This window comes from Kordia sp. (assembly GCF_045105435.1).
Taxonomy (GTDB): domain Bacteria; phylum Bacteroidota; class Bacteroidia; order Flavobacteriales; family Flavobacteriaceae; genus Kordia.
Genome location: NZ_JBGCDL010000403.1, coordinates 1 through 18,897 on the forward strand (window position 1 = coordinate 1; position 18,897 = coordinate 18,897).

Annotated in this window: 19 protein-coding genes; all 19 read left to right on the forward strand. The window is 30.9% G+C overall.

The window, feature by feature from the left end; translation table 11 throughout:
- On the forward strand, positions 1-184 hold a 184-nt coding region (locus tag AB8B65_RS20415), incomplete at its 5' end, for a helix-turn-helix domain-containing protein (protein ID WP_405303132.1).
- A 132-nt stretch (positions 185-316) separates the two neighbouring features.
- Entirely contained in the window at positions 317-475 is a 159-nt protein-coding gene (locus AB8B65_RS20420; protein WP_405303133.1) for a hypothetical protein, read from the forward strand.
- Positions 476-627: 152 nt separating this feature from the next.
- Positions 628-780 (forward strand): hypothetical protein, encoded by a 153-nt coding sequence (locus AB8B65_RS20425; RefSeq protein ID WP_298512968.1) that lies wholly within the window; start codon positions 628-630, stop codon positions 778-780.
- Between the two features lie 219 nt (positions 781-999).
- Positions 1,000-1,176 (forward strand): hypothetical protein, encoded by a 177-nt coding sequence (locus tag AB8B65_RS20430; protein ID WP_405303134.1) that lies wholly within the window; start codon positions 1,000-1,002, stop codon positions 1,174-1,176.
- 178 nt (positions 1,177-1,354) lie between these two features.
- The gene (locus AB8B65_RS20435; RefSeq protein WP_405303135.1) at positions 1,355-1,507 is read left to right on the forward strand and encodes a hypothetical protein; all 153 of its coding nucleotides are present in this window, start codon (positions 1,355-1,357) and stop codon (positions 1,505-1,507) included.
- 185 nt (positions 1,508-1,692) lie between these two features.
- The gene (gene pdxH, locus AB8B65_RS20440; protein ID WP_405303136.1) at positions 1,693-2,340 is read left to right on the forward strand and encodes a pyridoxamine 5'-phosphate oxidase; all 648 of its coding nucleotides are present in this window, start codon (positions 1,693-1,695) and stop codon (positions 2,338-2,340) included.
- 16 nt (positions 2,341-2,356) lie between these two features.
- Positions 2,357-2,842 (forward strand): SixA phosphatase family protein, encoded by a 486-nt coding sequence (locus AB8B65_RS20445; protein ID WP_405303137.1) that lies wholly within the window; start codon positions 2,357-2,359, stop codon positions 2,840-2,842.
- Positions 2,842-4,944 (forward strand): polyphosphate kinase 1, encoded by a 2,103-nt coding sequence (gene ppk1 / locus AB8B65_RS20450; RefSeq protein WP_405303138.1) that lies wholly within the window; start codon positions 2,842-2,844, stop codon positions 4,942-4,944. Before AB8B65_RS20445 ends, ppk1 begins: the two co-directional genes overlap by 1 nt.
- A 17-nt stretch (positions 4,945-4,961) precedes the next feature.
- Positions 4,962-5,888 carry a Ppx/GppA phosphatase family protein gene (locus tag AB8B65_RS20455; protein ID WP_405303148.1) on the forward strand — a complete coding sequence of 309 codons (927 nt, stop codon included), beginning with the start codon at positions 4,962-4,964 and terminating at the stop codon, positions 5,886-5,888.
- Between the two features lie 94 nt (positions 5,889-5,982).
- Entirely contained in the window at positions 5,983-6,582 is a 600-nt protein-coding gene (locus AB8B65_RS20460; protein ID WP_405303139.1) for a porin family protein, read from the forward strand.
- Between the two features lie 507 nt (positions 6,583-7,089).
- Positions 7,090-8,376 carry a tyrosine-type recombinase/integrase gene (locus AB8B65_RS20465; protein ID WP_405303140.1) on the forward strand — a complete coding sequence of 429 codons (1,287 nt, stop codon included), beginning with the start codon at positions 7,090-7,092 and terminating at the stop codon, positions 8,374-8,376.
- 109 nt (positions 8,377-8,485) lie between these two features.
- Positions 8,486-9,229, forward strand: coding sequence for a hypothetical protein (locus AB8B65_RS20470; RefSeq protein WP_405303141.1), 744 nt, complete (start codon positions 8,486-8,488; stop codon positions 9,227-9,229).
- 348 nt (positions 9,230-9,577) lie between these two features.
- On the forward strand, positions 9,578-9,778 hold the full coding sequence (locus tag AB8B65_RS20475) for a helix-turn-helix domain-containing protein (protein WP_150937047.1): 201 nt from the start codon (positions 9,578-9,580) through the stop codon (positions 9,776-9,778).
- 1 nt (position 9,779) lies between these two features.
- Entirely contained in the window at positions 9,780-11,405 is a 1,626-nt protein-coding gene (locus AB8B65_RS20480; protein WP_405303142.1) for a site-specific DNA-methyltransferase, read from the forward strand.
- Between the two features lie 3 nt (positions 11,406-11,408).
- Complete coding sequence (locus AB8B65_RS20485; RefSeq protein ID WP_405303143.1) at positions 11,409-14,048, forward strand: DEAD/DEAH box helicase; 2,640 nt, start codon at positions 11,409-11,411, stop codon at positions 14,046-14,048.
- 367 nt (positions 14,049-14,415) lie between these two features.
- Positions 14,416-15,354, forward strand: coding sequence for a protein-glutamine glutaminase family protein (locus AB8B65_RS20490; RefSeq protein WP_405303144.1), 939 nt, complete (start codon positions 14,416-14,418; stop codon positions 15,352-15,354).
- A gap of 3 nt (positions 15,355-15,357) precedes the next feature.
- Entirely contained in the window at positions 15,358-16,035 is a 678-nt protein-coding gene (locus AB8B65_RS20495; RefSeq protein WP_405303145.1) for a hypothetical protein, read from the forward strand.
- A gap of 163 nt (positions 16,036-16,198) precedes the next feature.
- Positions 16,199-17,968 carry an ATP-dependent nuclease gene (locus tag AB8B65_RS20500; RefSeq protein WP_405303146.1) on the forward strand — a complete coding sequence of 590 codons (1,770 nt, stop codon included), beginning with the start codon at positions 16,199-16,201 and terminating at the stop codon, positions 17,966-17,968.
- 160 nt (positions 17,969-18,128) lie between these two features.
- Positions 18,129-18,635 carry a hypothetical protein gene (locus tag AB8B65_RS20505; RefSeq protein WP_405303147.1) on the forward strand — a complete coding sequence of 169 codons (507 nt, stop codon included), beginning with the start codon at positions 18,129-18,131 and terminating at the stop codon, positions 18,633-18,635.
- Positions 18,636-18,897 lie beyond the last annotated feature (262 nt).

Genomic DNA, 18,897 nt, shown 5'->3' on the forward strand with positions numbered 1-18,897 from the left:
CAATTATACAATTGACCGATTAAACTCAGACAATCAATTTCGTAAATATGCCATCAAACATATAGCGTTAGAAGTTGGTTATAAAAGCCCTGAATCGTTTACAAAACATTTCAAAAATGCAACAGGAATAAATCCTTCATACTATATCAAAGAATTGGAAAAACGCATTCAGCAAAAGGCTTAGGACGTTTTTTATTATTTTCTACATGCTTTAAATTCTCTAAATTAAGGAGCGTTACAATTAATGAACAAATCAGAATCAATAGCTTTAGTACTTTAAATAAATGAATAATAAAATCAATAAAACCTTACAATTATGAAAAAAAGACAACCAAAAAAATTACAAATATCAAAAGTTGAAATCGCAAAAATTAGTACTATACTTTCTTTAAAAATAGTAGGAGGAACTGATCCTATTTCAGATGGCCAATTCTCAGCGCATGCTTCACAATGTGGAAACCTAATGTGTTATTAATACTACCCTAAATCATCTAATTTACGGAATCATGCTTTTTTAAATATTGAAACTTTCAATAGATTGCACTTGTCAATTTTAACCTATAAAGATTGATAAGGCAAAGCCGAAAGCCTTTTACAATAGTAGGCATTATTAATAAAACTATAACCATGAAAAAATCAAGAACTTTAAAATTAGGACTTAACAAAAAGAAAGTATCTACATTAGATGCAACTGAAGTAAAAGGTGGACACTATTCTTGTACACCTACATGTACACAAACTGCTTTGTATAGTAGATGTGGAAACATGCAATGTCACTAAAATCAAAAAACAATATGTTTAAAAAGGAGCGGAAACGCTCCTTTTTTTATGCCAAATAATAAATAGCTAACGTTTCTGAAAAATAGATGTAAAGTGCTGTTTATTAAATGTTTTTGATACTTTTTAAATTCCTTAAATTAGCTGATTTAAGGTGAAAAAGAATGGATAAATACATCATTATTTTTAGTTTTATTAAAAGAAAACAAAATTTGAAACCTTATGAAAAAAGTTACAAAGCAAAATCTGAAACTTACTAAAACGTCTATTGCTAAAATTGATAGACTAACAATTAATGCCTTAAAAGGAGGGACTGACACGGTATCTGATGATCTTCCTGCTGGTTACAGGATGACTGATTTGCCAGATCATAACGGCATTTGTTATGCAATTCAATAATCAAGTAAATACTAAAAAAGACAGCTTTTAAATTGTCTTTTTTTATATCCTTAAATCATCCAATTTACGTCAAGCATGCTTTTTTTTATACAAATTCCTTTCTAATTTGGTGCAACAATCGATTGAAAAGGTATTGCCGAAAACCTATAAAAACGGAGGCTTTATAAAATTCTAAATCATGAAAAAAAGACAAATTAAAAACCTAACATTAAACAAAAAATCAATTTCTAACCTTAAAACAACAACTGTAAAAGGAGGAACTTCTGGCTTGCCATGTTACAGCATTTATTTCATGGAATCAATTTGTTTTGATCACTGTCAAGAAAAGTAAATACAACAATTCTTTAAAATGTATAAAAGGGATAACTTCGGTTGTCCCTTTTTTTATGCTTAAAATTGTGAATTAACTTGATGAAAACTTAATACAAAAGCATGCCTTTTTACTTCTCTAAACGAACGAAAAGCTGTAAATTGCAATTACTATAATTTCCAAAATACGTACGTTAAAGAAAACGCATGAAACAAGATTTAAGTGAGTATCGTAAATCCTACGAAAAAAGTGAACTACTAGAAGAAAACTGTGTTGAAAATCCAATAGAGATGTTTCGTAATTGGTTTTTGGAAGTTGAAAAATCAGAAACGGTTGCAGAAGTCAATGCAATGACGATAAGTACCATTGGTATGGATGGTTTTCCTAAAAGTAGAGTCGTTCTACTAAAAAAGTACACTTACGAAGGATTCATTTTTTACTCAAACTATAAAAGTGAAAAAGGCTTGGCTATGGCCGAAAATTCAAATGTATGTATCTCGTTCTTTTGGCCAGCGATGGAGCGACAAATTATCATAAAAGGAAAAGTAGAAAAAATAGCCAAAAACTTATCTGATGGATATTTTGAATCGCGTCCACGCGGAAGCCAACTTGGCGCAATCGTATCAGATCAAAGTACCGTAATTCCATCCAGAGCACATTTAGAAGAAAAACTGAAAAATTTAGAAGCACAATACGAAGGGAAAGAAATAGCACGCCCATCACATTGGGGCGGATATATTGTAAAGCCACAAGAAATAGAATTCTGGCAAGGCAGAGCAAACCGATTGCATGACAGAATGCGTTACCAATTACAAACCGACTATTCATGGAAAATAGAACGTTTAGCACCTTAATCAAAAAACAAATACATTGAAAACTTTAATCATAGTACGACATGCAAAATCATCTTGGGAACATCCTGTAGATGACAAAGATCGTACACTCAAATTTCGTGGAATAGCAGACGCACATTTAGTAGCAAATCACATTGCTGATAAAATTGATACGCCAGATGTAATCTATTCAAGTATTGCAAACAGAGCATTACATACCTGCGCCATATTTACACGTTGTCTTGAATATCCGTTTGACAAAGTAATCATCAAAGAAAATATGTATGATTTTGGTGGTTCAGGTTTGGTAGAAACGGTAAAATCGTGTGATGATGACGTAAACACCTTACTAGTTTTTGGACACAATCATGCTATTACGGCTGTTGCCAACACGTATGGAAGCCAATTTTTTGACAATGTGCCAACAAGCGGCGTAGTGGTCATTCAATTTAAAGCCAATTCATGGAAAACCATCAACGAAGGTAAAACTATACTAAAAGTATTCCCTAAAGATTTAAAATAATGCAGCATACCAAAAATAAATACATTAACAGAGAAATAAGCTGGCTGCAATTCAACGGTCGTGTATTGCAAGAAGCTGCCGATGAAACGGTTCCACTCATTGAACGTTTGCGTTTTATAGGAATATTTTCAAACAACTTAGACGAATTTTTCAAAGTACGTTACGCTACAGTAAAACGTATTGCACAAGCAGGAAAAGGTGGAAGAAGTGTATTAGGTGGCGCAAAAGCGAAAGATCTGTTAGAACAAATTACCAAAATTGTAATCAAGCAACAGAGTGAAAGTTTACGCATCTTGAACGAAGTGCAAAAAACCTTAGAGACAGAAAACATATTCGTTATCAATGAGCAAAAAGTATCGCCGAGTCAAAGTGCGTACATTGAAAAATACTTTCTTGAAAAAGTAAGTCCAGCGCTGGTAACCATTATTTTGGATGACATTGACGAAATGCCAAGTCTAAAAGACAAAGCGGCATATTTGGCAATTCGTATGGTGATGAAAGAACAGACAAAAAACACCAAAAAAGTAACACGTTTCTTTAAACCACGCATCAAAAAAATAAAATATGCGCTCATAGAAATTCCAAAATCAATTGATCGTTTTGTGGTATTACCAAGTGAAGGCGATAAACAGTTCATCATAATACTAGACGATCTTATTCGTCACTCTTTAGGAGAGATTTTTAGTATTTTTGAATATGAAAGTCTGTCGGCACACATGATTAAAATTACGCGTGATGCCGAATTGGATATTGATAACGATTTAACGAAAAGTTTCATCCAAAAAATATCAAGCAGTGTAAAAGGACGAAAAAGTGGTGAACCTGTTCGTTTTGTATATGACAAAACGATTGACAAAGACACGTTTCAATACTTACTTGACAAAATGGGAATTGATGATATTGATAGTTTAATTCCTGGTGGACGTTATCACAATCGCAAAGATTACATGTCTTTTCCAAGTTTAGGACGTAAAAATTTATTGTACAAATCGTATCCGCCATTGCCCATAAAAGGCTTGAGTAGAGAAGGAAGTATCTTTGAAAAAATTGCACAAAAAGATTACTTACAATACGCACCGTATCACACATTTGCGTATGTAGTTCGCTTTCTGCGTGAAGCGGCTTTAGATCCGAAAGTAGAAAACATAAAAATTACGGTATACCGTTTGGCAAAAATCTCACATGTAGCGAGTTCGTTAGTAAATGCTGTAAAAAATGGTAAAAAAGTAACAGTTCAAATAGAATTACAGGCACGATTTGATGAAGCTGCAAATATAAAATACGCCGAACAATTACAAAGTGAAGGTGTCCATCTCATCTTTGGTGTACAAGGTTTAAAAGTACACAGTAAAACCTGTGTTGTAGAGCGTAGAGAAAACAATAAAATAGTTCGATATGGATTTGTAAGTACAGGAAATGTAAACGAATCTACGGCAAAAATTTATACAGATTATACACTTTTCACATCTGATCAAGACGTTTTAAAAGAAGTTGCTAAAGTATTTGAATTCTTTGAAACCAATTACAAAGTAGCCAAATACAAACACCTAATTGTGTCGCCACACTATACGCGAAATGCATTCAATAAGTTGATAAATACGGAAATAAAAAATGCAAAAGAAGGAAATGAAGCGTATATCAAAATAAAAGTCAACAGTTTATCGGATTATAAAATTATTGACAAATTATATGAAGCAAGTAGAGCAGGTGTAAAAATTCAGTTAATTATTCGTGGAATTTGTTGTTTAATTCCTGGAATTCCTGGAATGAGCGAAAATATAGAAGCCATAAGTATTGTAGACAAGTTTTTAGAACACCCAAGAATGTTTATCTTTGGAAATAATGGAGATCCAAAAATTTATATTTCTTCTGCCGATTGGATGACGCGAAATATAGACAAAAGGGTTGAAGTTTCCTGTCCGATATACGATGAAGATATCAAAAAAGAATTGCTAGATACGTTCAATATTGGTTGGAGTGACAATGTGAAAGCACGTGTATTCTCTGAAAAACAAGACAATGCATATCGAAAAAATCAATTGATAAAAGTGCGTTCACAGTTTGCTACGTATGATTATTATTTAGAAAAAATGTCAAATTAACACATAAAAAAAAGTCCATTTTGAGAATTAGAAAATTTGCTGCCATTGATATTGGATCGAATGCTATACGATTGTTAGTTGCAAATGTAATTGAAGAGGAAGATAAGGAACCAAAATTCAAAAAAAGTTCGTTGGTACGTGTACCTATTCGTTTGGGACAAGACGTATTTACCAACGGAGAAATTTCTAAAACCAACGTAGAACGTATGATGAATGCGATGAAATCATATCGTTTACTCATGGATGTTCATGGTGTGGAAACTTATATGGCATGTGCAACTTCTGCGATGCGCGATGCCAAAAATGGCGCTGCTATTGTTGAAAAAATCAAGAAAAAAGCCGACATCAAAATTGATATTATTGATGGAAAAAGGGAAGCAGAAATCATTGCATCTACCGATCTTCACAATGTCATTGCTAAAGAAAAAGACTATCTCTATGTAGATGTTGGAGGTGGAAGTACTGAATTTACTATTTTCTCTAACGGAAAAATAAAAACGTCACAATCTTTCAAAATAGGAACGGTGCGTTTATTAAATGGAATGATTACAGATTCTTTTTGGAAAGATATTGAAAAATGGGTCCGTAAAAATACCAAAGACTTAAAGCGATTGTCATTAATTGGTTCGGGCGGAAACATCAATAAGCTGTACAAAATGTCGGGAACTCCAATTGGAGAACCGTTATCGTATATCTATCTAAATGCGCAATATCAATTCTTGCAAAGTTTAAGTTATGAAGAACGTATTTCTGAATTAGGATTAAATCCAGATAGAGCCGATGTGATAATTCCTGCAACCAAAATTTACCTTTCTGCATGCAAATGGAGTGGCGCACGTAAGATATATGTTCCTAAAATTGGACTCGCAGATGGTATTATAAAGACGTTATTCTTCGAAACATCGAAAAAATCGAAATTAGGGTCGAATATTTTAAATTTTTGAAAAAGGGATAATTACTTTTAACAAATAACTAAAAATCAACAGATTCGTACTCGAAAAAAAAGAATCTGATCAACCAAAAATAAAAAACATACAAATGAAAAAATTGATACATCTCTCACTTTTAATGTGTTCATTCATTGCTTTTTCGCAAGAAATAATTAATGAAAGTGACGAATCCATAGCTGTAGATAATTACGTAAGTGAAGATTCTGAAACACGTTACGGATTTAAAATAGGAGTGAATATTTCTAGCTACAGCGGCACAAACTTAAACGACATTCAAGATGGTTTGAATGACTCCAGAATTGGTTTTGTTGGCGGATTCTTTATAGACATGCACTTAGCAGGAAAATTACGCTTTCAGCCAGAAATCTTATATTCTGGACAAGGTGCGAAAGAAGAAGCATTGCGAGCAGATTACTTGCAATTCCCGCTAATGTTAAAATATGAACTCACAGATTTTTTAAACATTCAAGTTGGACCACAAATTGGTGTGAAAATTCACGAATTTGAAGACAGTTTTAAAAACTTTGACTTTGGAGTAAACGGTGGAATTGGACTCACAATCTTAGAAAATGTAGCTATTGAAGCACGTTATAACTTAGGTTTGGCAGATATGTTTGACCAAGACAGAGCGCCAAACTTTGAAGGTAAAAATGCAGTTATTCAAATTGGACTTACGTATCGATTGTAATTTATACTAGGCTTTTTTGTCATTCCTGCGGAGGCAGGAATCTCTTGTAAACTAAATTTTTAAATAAAATTACATTACGCTGAACTTGATTTAGTTTCACATCATAAAACATAAAAAAAAAGGTTAAACTGAAATTTCAGTTTAACCTTTTTTCTTGTCAAAAAGTGACAGCCATAAAAAGCGTAAAGCAATCTAAAAATCGAATGTCAAGGTTTTTGAAAGCTAACTTTCTCATTAAAGATTTAAAGGTGATTAGCCTGTTTGTGAATCCATATACTTGCATCTTAAAACCAAAACTTAAGTATACCATCAAAGCTATTATATGTTTTGAGTAAAATTTAGAAAAGCACAAAACGACTTCAAGTTTCTTACAATCTTAATTAAAAGTACAAGGATGAGTGCATTTTCAACGCTTATACATTATTAATGACGCTTATTAAAAATTTTAAAATATTGAATAAAAATTCCATATATTCCTTTTATTTGAAGTAATAACAGGAAGTTTTAATGAAAGTAACGGAGATTTTTTATAGAAATGAATATTGGTACAAAGTTGAAATTGATAAAACAGACAACAGAATTGAACTTATAAAGACTTATGCTTATTCAAAATGGTATCATAAGTATAAAAAATGGCTAATTCCTAAAAATGAAACTTCAAGAACGTTTTTAAAGTCCATTGCAAGACAACCAAAAAAAGAAGTAACATTTATAATTCTCAAAGGAAATAGACTTCGCATAACTTGTCATCCTACTCAGGAAGGGATTAAATTTATTAAATCACTTAGTTATTACTATTATAATTCAGAGTATAAACATTGGACAATTCCCTACACAGAAATTAATATTGAAAAATTGGAGTCGATACTAAAAAAGCAATATCAGATCAACTACATTGACAAGAGGGAAAAAAGAGCTAAGAAGCCTTATAAAACTCAAATATTAAATGAACATCAAAGAGATTGTCCTGATGTTGTAATTGATAAATTAAAAGCATTACGTTATAGTGAATCAACTATCAAAATTTACAAAAGTTTTTTATCTATTTTTTTCACCTATCACTATGCTTATCAACCTCAAGAAATTACCAATGAAATGATTAGAGCATACATGCGCTATTTAGTTCAAGAAAGAGAAATTAGTGAATCGTATCAAAATCAAATGATTAATGCGATAAAGTTTTACTATGAAAAAGTATTAGGAGGAAAACAACAAACTTATTTTATAGATCGCCCAAAGAAAAGTAAGCCATTGCCAATTGTGCTATCACAAAAAGAAACTATTTTATTGCTAAAGTCTGTTTCAAATTTGAAACATAAAACGATTCTAACAGTAATTTATAGTTGTGGACTTAGAGTAAGTGAAATTATTAACTTAAAATTATCATCAATATATTTAGAGGAAAATAAAATCCACATTGTGGCAGCTAAGGGTAAGAAAGATCGTTATGTTACTATTGCAAAGAGAACCAAAAAACTCATTCAAATTTATTTAAAAGAGTATGCTCCCGAATATTATTTAATTCAAGGACAAAGAGGAGGGAAGTATACAGCTTCTAGCATACAAAAGTTTCTAAAAAAACAAAGCTATAGTATTGGAATTTCTAAAAATGTTACGCCACATACTTTAAGACATAGTTTTGCAACACATTTACTTGAAAAAGGGATTAGTTTGCGCTATATACAGTATATATTGGGTCATGAAAGTTCTAAAACGACTGAAATTTATACACACATTACAAATATGGGTATAGAAAACATTAAAAACCCTATTGATGATTTTGATTTTGATTAGGAAAAGAGTAGTTTAGAATTCAAAAGAAGCTAAACTGTAAAAAGATTTAGTTACAGTAGAAATATACGGAATTCCGTATATACATACGTTACCTGCCATATAACCACAAATGAAAATTACTGCTTTAACATTAGGCTTTTTATTATTAACTAACTTCTCTTTCTCTCAAATTAAGAAAAAGGAATTGGTTGGAATATGGAAAACGAATAGCGAATTATTTTCTAAAACCGACACGATTAAATTTTATCCAATCATTAAAGATTGTTACCAAACTCATTGGACTATTGAAAAAAGAAAATTCAAGACTAATGAATTAAACATTTGTACAGAACCACCAAGAATAAGCGGAATTGTAAACAAAGAAAAACTTAAACTTAAAAAAACAGATTTCGGACAAATCTTAAAATACTATCAGGACAAAACTCTTATTGCTGAATATAGAATTGTAGAATTAAACAATAAAAATGGAAATGAACTCAAACTAATGCGGTTTGATAAATTGACCGAACAGAAACTATATAAATACGTGGATTCTTTAATACGTAAAGTTTTAAAATATGAACCAAATAAAAAAAGTGTTGAGAACGATAATGTTCTAATCTCGGATTCAAATCAACACGCAAAAATAACGATTAGAAATAATAATCCTGAACCATTAATTGTAGTTAACGGCTATCCATTGATTAACAAGGAGCCTTTAAGAGATTTATTATTAGTAGAAACCTATGGAATTAAATATATTACGAAAGAACAATCAGCAAGTCTTTATGGTTCGCAAGCTATAAATGGAGTAATAATATTACAAACATCTGAAAAGAGATTTAAAGCTGTCCGAAAAAAATACGGCAGGTAACACCGTGTATAATTAATGGCTAGTTCTCGCCTACTTTCGAAAATCCTAGCGGATTTTCTATTTGGTTTTTATTTGCTAAATTAGGTGCTTAAACACGCCACTAATCATACACAAAACCGTTGTAAGTAATGCGGAAATCGTGCTAAAATTGAACATTTGAGCTAAAAAAGCCAACGCTCAGTCAAGCACATTTATTTTTTTGCCAACGCTCAATTCCAACGCTCGAAAAAATAAAAGAGCTTTCCCTTTCCCACCGCACGATTATTAGAATATCCACACTTTTTACACATTTTTTTGAGATAAATTAAAATACTTGACTATTTTAGTGGCTGAAAAATAACATCTGAAATGAACCGAATTAAGGAAGTGTTGGAACAGAAAGGAATTAAACAAACTTGGTTGGCTGAAAAACTTGGAAAAAGCTACAATATGGTAAATGCTTATGCTCAAAATAGACAACAACCGAGATTGGAAACCTTAATGGATATTGCCAATATTTTAGATGTGGACGTGAAAGAATTAATAATATCTAATAAAGACCAACAATAATATGCCAACACTCAATTGGATAGGAAAAGACAAAGTTATAAGCCATCATCAAGATGTACCTTATAGAGTTTTGGAACACAAATACGGTTTTACCGCAAAAAAAGGAGAACAAAAAGAACCAACTCAAAGCGGAAATAAAATAATTCACGGAGACAATTTAGAAGCTCTAAAAAGTTTATTACCAGAACACGAAGGAAAAATTGATGTAATTTACATTGACCCACCATATAACACAGGTAATGAAAATTGGGTTTATAATGACAATGTTAATCATCCAAAAATTAAAAAATGGTTAGGCGAAGTTGTAGGTAAAGATGGAGAAGATTTAACAAGACACGACAAATGGTTGTGTATGATGTACCCAAGATTGAAACTACTTCAAAAATTATTATCAAATGATGGTGTAATTTTCATCTCGATAGATGAAAATGAGCAGGCAAATCTGCAATTAATGTGTAATGAATTATTTGGTCTAAAAAATTACATTGGACGATTTATTTGGAAAAAGAAAAAACAGCCATCATTTTTAGCAAAACATATAGCAAACGTTACCGAATATGTTTTTGTATATAGTAAAAATTCAAAATTAGTTCAGAAATTAAGTATCGAAACAGTTTCAGATGATACAAGAAGAGTTGATAATGCAACAAACGAAAAGTCTGAAAGAACCATAAAAAAAGGGATTTTAGTAAAAAAAGATATTCACATAATAAAAGCTGGAACTTATAAAATTAAAACTATGGAATTAGAATTCCTTGAAGATGTTTTAATTAAAGATAATAGAACTTTGAACGAGTTTAAAGTGCTTGGTCATTTTAGAAATAAACAATCTGATATTGATTTGTTTTGTGAAGAAGATTTGTTGTTTATAACAACTAATGGTGGTTTCAGACGTCTACCAACAGAAAAAGAAAAAAACAAAAGAAAAACTGTCGTGGATTTACTACTTGATTGGGGAGACAACCAAGATAGTGATAAAGAATTGAGCTTATTATTCGGAAAAAAACCGTTTGATTACCCAAAACCTTCAATTTTAATATCAAACCTTATTAAATCAGCAACTTACAATAAAAAAGAGCCCTTAATATTAGATTCATTTGCTGGTTCAGGAACAACTGCTCACGCAGTTCTAAACCTCAATAAACAAGATGGTGGTAATAGGAAATTCATTTTAGTAGAAATGGAAGATTATGCTAACGATATTACAGCCGAAAGAGTTAAACGTGTAGCCAAAGGTTATGGAAAAGACAAAAAAGCAGTTGAAGGAACTGGAGGTGCATTTGATTTTTACGAATTAGGATTACCACTTTTTGACGAGAACCAAAACTTAAACGAGCAAGTTGGTATAAATAAAATACGTGAATACATTTGGTTTTCAGAAACCAGAACGCCTTTTAAAGCACCAAAAGAAATTAATTACTTTTTAGGTAAAAAAGATGATTCGGTTTATTATTTCATTTATGAAAAGAACAAACTAACCACTTTAGATTTTGATGCTTTAGAGCTCATAAAGACAAAAGGCGAACAATATGTTATTTATGCAGATAATTGTTTACTACCAAAAGACTTTATGGCAAAAAACAACATCATTTTCAAAAAAATACCAAGAGACATTACAAGATTTTAGATTATGGAATTAAAAAGCTATCAACAAAAAGTAATAGAAAATCTTGAAGAATATTTACAATATGTTCAAGAGCATAAAAATGTATCGACTGCATTTAATCAATATTGGGAAGATAAAATAGGACCATACAATCCTTTGGATAATACTGGAATGCAACCATACAAAAATAACATCCCAAATTCAGCACACGTTTGTATAAAAGTTCCAACTGCTGGCGGAAAAACCTTTATTGCTGTAAACGCCCTACATTCTATTTTTTCAGCTTACGATACAAGTAAAACTAAAGCAGTTATTTGGTTAGTTCCTTGGAGTAATTTATTACAACAAACCGTAAATGCTTTATCAAATCCAGAGCATCCTTATCGCCAAAAACTAAATGCACTTTTTAATAACAAAGTTGAGATTTATCAAAAAGAAGATTTACTGCAAGGTTCAAATTTTAATCCAACCGTTGTAAAAGAACAGTTGAGCATTTTTGTTTTGAGTTTTGCCAGTTTAAGAGCAAAAAACAAAGAAGACAGAAAAGTCTATCAAGAAAACGGACAATTAGAATCTTTCGTTCCACAATACACAAATAGAAAACACCTTTTAGAAGATGTTGACGATACAGCTTTAATCAATGTAATAAGAAGTTTACATCCTGTTTTAGTAGTTGACGAAAGCCATAATGCAGAAAGTGATTTGAGCGTAGATATGCTAAAAAACTTAAATCCATCATTCATTTTAGATTTAACCGCAACACCTAAAGACAATAGTAATATTGTGAGTTTAGTTCCTGCAATAGAATTAAAAAAGGAACATATGGTTAAACTTCCTGTTATCGTTTACAACAATCACGATAAAACAGAAGTGATTAACAATGCTTTGCATTTACAACGCAAATTGGAAAACTTGGCAATAAAGCAAGAAAAAGATGGCGGAAAATACATTCGACCAATCGTTTTATTTCAAGCACAACCAAAAACAAAAAACGACAATACAACTTTTGAGAAATTAAAAGAACAATTATTGAGTTTGGGTATTCCCGAAAATCAAATAAAAATCAAAACAGCGAATATTGACGAACTAAAAAACATTCCAGATTTACAAAGTAAAGATTGTGAAGTTCGTTACATAATTACAATAAATGCTTTAAAAGAAGGTTGGGATTGTCCTTTTGCATACATTTTAGCGTCTTTGGCTGACAAATCGAGTGCAGTAGATGTAGAGCAAATTTTAGGTCGTGTACTTCGTCAACCTTACGTTCAAAAACATAAAGCTTTTCAGTTAAATCTTTCCTATGTATTAACAGCTTCGGCAAAATTTAATGACACATTACAAAGCATTGTTGAAGGTTTAAAAGCATCTGGATTTAGTGGAAATGAACATAGAGTTTCTGATAAAATGACAGAAGAAGAAAAACAAACAGAAGTTGTAAATCCTGTTGAATCCTTTCTTTTTCCAGAGCAACAAAAAGAAACAGAAGAAGAAACAATTGATAAAAAACGTATTTCTTTTGACCCAAATGCAAAAGAAGAAGACATTGAAGATACTTCTGTAATTACAGAAATAGAAACAATGGCAAAAGAACAAAACAAAGAATTAGAACAGCAAATACAGGAACAAGAAAAACAACCTGTTGACGAAAATATTTTTCAAGAAATGGGAGATAAAGTTAAACGCTATCGAGTAAAAGAAGCAAATAAAGAAATTATTGATAAAATCGATTTTCCTCAATTTTTTCTAAAAGTAATAGCAAGTGACATTTTTGGAACTGACCAAGAATTGTTAAACAGAGAATCTTTATTGAAAGATTTCAAACTTTCTGATGAAGATATAAAAATCGACTTTGACAAAATATCATCTGATTTATACAAAGTTGATTTAACAGAAACTGTAAAAGACAATTATACGCCAGATTGGGTAAAAATTGAAGAAAGTCAAGTAAAAGACCCAATTGCAGAATACATTTTGGCAAAACCAAAAGATGCACAAATAAGCGATATAACGCATCAAATAATGCAGATTATTGGAAATATGTATCCAATTCCAGACCAAGAAATAAAAGTTTATGTTGGTAGAATATTAAACGGAATGAACGCAGAACAAATGCGTGATATTTTAGTTAGAAAATGGAGTTATACAGACAAAATAAAGGCACATATTAGAAAATTATCAGATGCTTACGCAGAAACTAGATTTATGGATTTAATTAAATCAAAGCGAATAACTGCAAAAGAAAACTGGAAACTAGGAAAGGAAATTGTCCCTGGAAATGTTGGCTCATCAATCGGAAATTCATTGTATGAAAAAGAAGGAACAATGAACAATTTTGAGGAAAGAGTAATAATGGAAATCGGAACTTCTTCAAATATTGAGTTTTGGCATAGAAATTTAGAAAGAGGAAAAGGATTTTACATCAACGGATTTAAAGCCAATCATTATCCTGACTTTATTTTGAGAACTAAATCTGGAAAAACAATATTAATTGAAACAAAAGGAGACCATTTGGATGGTTCAGATAGCGAAGGAAAATGCAGACTCGGAAACGAATGGGAAAGACAAGCTGGACACGACTTTTCTTATTTTATGATTTTTGACAAAAAGGAAGTTGATGGAGCATTTACGTTGGATAAAGCGAAAGAATTAATAAGCGGAATGTAAAAAGCCAACGCTCAAAGCCATACACATTTGCAATTCGCTTCAGCCACCACACAAGCCAAAAATTGCAAAAGAGTATGTCTTGCCAACGCTCACATTTGTACTAAATAAGAAACATCGGAAAAACAAGCTGAATGAAAAAAGCACTACTTACAACAACGTGTATAAAACATAGCTATTACAGGCTTTTCGAGAGGTTTTTGTGTATTTATTAAGTCCGCCAAATTTTTATTTTTGTATATTTAGAATTTAAAAGATAAATAGAAAAAATAAAAATTCGGCTCGTGCTAAATCCGAAAAGTTAGCGTTTATTTATACGCTACGTTTCATACACAAGACCGTTGGCAACAAGCTAGAAAAAACCAGAAATATGAAAAAATATACAATTACTTTTTTAATCTCTTTTATTTACCTGCTTGGTTTTAGCCAGCATAATGAATTTAAAATTGATTTTTCTTATGGCATTGCAGGTGGAGTAACACCTACATACAAGGAATTGAATGACGAAGATGCAATTTCAAAAAAGAAGGCAAATGAACTAGTCAGATATTTTTTGGAGGAATCTAAAATGGACTTTAAATCCGTTTACAATGGATGCCAAAACAGGGCAATGGTTATGTCTTTAATGCTCAACGACAAACAAATTAGTCATCTTAAAATATGGAATTTTGACCCTTTCAAAATTGCTCTATATAACAAGCAAGATGCTTTAGATGTAGATGACCCTTTGGGAATAAAGTCAGGTAAAATTTATTGGGATTTTCACGTTGCAGTTGTCATTCTTGTTAAGAATGATAGTACCAACAAAAATGAAAAGTATGTTATTGACCCATCTTTCTCGGATTTACCTTTGACAATTTCAGAATGGCTATCTATTCAAAATTCGCCAAATTCTCATTATACATTTCTAAATCCAGAGTGGTACAATTTCGTTACTTTACAACCAAACTCATCAATTGTATGTAATAACAAATCTTCCAATATTGTTATACCTAATTGTTTTCCTTATATAATTACAGGAGACTTTTATAAATATTCTTCTGTAAATTTTAGTCCAATAGCAGAGGAATTAGCAGTAAATCAGCAAATAACAGATTTCACTACTGAAATAATTAAAAAACTTGATGAAACTGATAGTAACAAGAAAATTCAGTTATCAGAATTGTTTTCAAATTTTAATTCAATTAAAGCTATTTTAAAAGGAGAGAATACACTAGACACTTCGCATCCTTTCAACCAATATCTAACAGAATATAAAAAATCATATACGGAATCACTAAACTATTGGCTCAAACAACTAAACAATTAAATTATGAAAACTACAATTAAAATTTTAGCATTAATTACTGTTATTGTAACTGTAACAAGTTGTAACGACACAATAGATGGAACCGCAGTAAATTTCACTAAATTAACAGAAGACTTTGCAGAAACTAATCAAGTAGGCTTTTCCGACCAATCAATTGCTGATTCAATTCCTAAAACAAGAGATGAACTGAATAGTATGCGTACAGTTGTAAAAATTTATAACGGAGAAGAAAACGCAGGAATTTCAATACCAGGATTTGGCGGTTTAAAATTAGGTAAAAAAGAAACCAGTTTTAACGTATATTATGTTGAAACTAAAATTGTCAAAAGACAAAATGACACAATTGTTTATGGAATTGGATATTCTACTCACTACTTATTCAAAAAATTAAAAAGAGGATTAGATATTTCCAATTTAGCGAGTGTTGCTGCTTCTGCTCAACTGCAAAGCAATAAAACATCAGTTTATTATAGTTTACAAACTTTTGGAGTAAAATCGTTAGAATTAGTTAATTATTTCAAACCACAAGTTAATAGCAATTTTGATGTTGATGGATTTGGAGTAATTCAATCAAGTATAGACGGAATTCATAATGTACTAGCTGACTCATTACTATCCAAAAGAACTCAATTCACACCAATGGAATTAAAATTCGTTGAACCATCTGACCTACAACAGTAAAGCCAGTTGCCAACAATGTATAAAAATAATAGCGGTTTAATTGCTAGAACCAAAGTAATCAGATATAAAAAAGTCTGTGTTAAACCGAAAAGGTAGTGTTTCAAAATCCGCTACTATTCTTATACTAGACCGTTGTATGCCATTTCAGAAAAACCAGAACTAAATGAAAATATTTGATATTACAATTAAAAATTTCAGAGGAATTTCTGAATTACAAAGATTAAAAGTTGGTGAAATAAATTCATTTGTAGGTAAAAATGATTCAGGAAAATCAAATATTTTAAAAGCATTAAACGCATTTTTTAATGAGAAATTTGACCATAATGACATTTTCAAAGGAATTCCTGATAATGAAAAAACTGAAATAAACTTAAGATTTACACCTAATGAAAGTGTTAATAAATTAGCACTAGATTCACAAGGAAAAATCAATCTCAAAAAAACTTTTGAGTTTAACTCAAAAGGTAAAGTTGTTAAATCCTTTACTTATGTCTGTAATGATTTGGACAGTTCAGACTATTCAAATTGTTGGGGAATTAAAGAAACGGAAATAAATAGTTATTGTTCAGCTTTAAATCTAGATTACTCGCGTTCAGGTCGTGGAGTAACCAATCTTTCTAAGATTGAATTAATTGATGAAAACACAGCAGATTTAGGTCGTATTGAAAAAGAATATGAAGCTTCAGATTTTTTAAAAAACATAAAAAAACAATATGATTTTGTTGAGCTTCCTATATACTCTCTTTTCGATGCAGAACAAGATTTGAATATTGGCTCAACAACATTTCAAAATCAATTTAAACCTATAGCAACTGAATCTTTAAATAATAGTGCAAGTTTAAAAAGTCAAATAGAGACAAACGTTAAAACAGATTTAGAAACAGAGTTTTCTACAATTACTGCTTTAATGCAAAAAAATGTTCCTGATTTAGAAAGAATTAATACATCACCTGTTTGTAATTGGGGAAATCTCGTCAAGTTTGACCTTTCACTTAAATTTAGTTCAGACAATTTCGATATACCAATTTCAAATAAAGGAACGGGATTCAAAAGATTATTAATGGTTGCTTATTTTGAATATTTAGCTCAAAAGAATACAAAACAACATCAAATTTTTGGAGTTGAAGAACCTGAAACTTTTCTTCACCCAGAACTTCAACAAGATTTGCTTTCATCCATAATTGAATTAGCTGACGATAGTCAATTCTTCATAACTACACATTCACCAGTTTTTGCTGGTTCAACAAGAGATTCAAACATTATAGTTGTTAAAAAAGAAAACGAAGAATCTAATTATTACAATTATGAAAACGAACACGAAATATTAGATATTGTAATCCAAGAATTAGGAATAAAACCAAATTACAATTTATTAAATGACAATTATAGAAAAGCTGTTTTTGTCGAAGGAAGTGGTGATGTCAAATTTTGGAAAGTTGCATTTGAAAAAATAAATGGAGCCTTTCCCGATGATATACTTTTTGTTCCTTGTGGTGGAGACCAAGTTGATTTTTTTGTAAACGCTAGTTTATGTCAAAAAATAAATAGACGATTCTTAGTCGTTTTAGACTCTGACAAAGGAGCTGTTGATTATGAAAGTAAATTAGCCAATAAAGCTAGTCTTATAGAAAAAGTAGAAAGTCTTGGCGGAGAAGTTTTAATTTTACAAAAAAGAGAAATAGAAAATTATTATTCAAGGAATGCTATCCAAAGAGTTTTAGGAAGTGAATTTCAATTACCTGCTGAGTTTCAAATTAACGACTACTCAGATATTAAAGAAGAAATAAAAACACATATTAACGGAGTAAATTTTAAAGCTAAGAATAATTTAAATGTGTTTAATGAAATGACACAACAAGAATGGATTGAATCAGCAGTTTCCACAAATGGAACAACTGATATCGAATTAATTATAAGTAAAGTTATTGAATAAAAAACGGCATACAACACCGTGTATAATTCATTGCTAGTACTCGCCTACTTACGAAAATCCTCGCGGATTTTCTATTTGGTTTGTATTTGCTAAATTAGTTGCTGAAACACGCAACGAAATCATACACAAACACGTTAGCTACAATTTAACCAACCACCGATTGAATAAGAAATTAACAGAATATATAGTTCACGAATCAGCAGATAAATTTTACAAAACTGTCCGAACTGAATTAAATCGAAAAACATTCGGAAAGAAATTCAATCTATCAGGCGATTATTCAGATAATGGCGGAATTGATATTTATAGCACTATTTCGTTTGCAGTTTTTGAACCAAATCTTGGTCCATTAGTAAAACTGAATTTGAACTGTGTGAATACCAATCAAAACGGAACTGAAAGCAAACTGACTTTAAAACGTGTAAATGGAACAACATATAAGATGCAGATTTGGTTTATGATTTTCTTTGTGGCACTAACTCTGATTATAGCATTGTATCAAATTATAGTTGGAAATGAAATTGGATTTGAAATGCTAATGTTACCGCTTTTTGGACTAATATATATTCTGATTATCGAACTGTTTTCTGAATTTAAAATCAGCAGTCTGAATAAAAAAGTGGAAAAAATGTTAAACTCTGAAAAACTAAAATATAAAAAACTGTAGCTAACACCGTGTATAATTAATTGCTAGGTCACTGCCGACTTACGAAAATTCCGCTGGAATTTTCTATCTGTGATTTGTTTGTTAACTTAGTTGCTAAACCACGCAACTAACCATACACAAACACGTTAGAAAAAACAGTACCTCAACTAACTTTCGGCATTTTAACAAAGGTAATTAATCTATTCAATTCGCAAGATTTTTAATGGTGGTTTATGCTTAAAATCCTTTTTTTGGAACTAAACACCAGTTAGGTTGTCGCTCT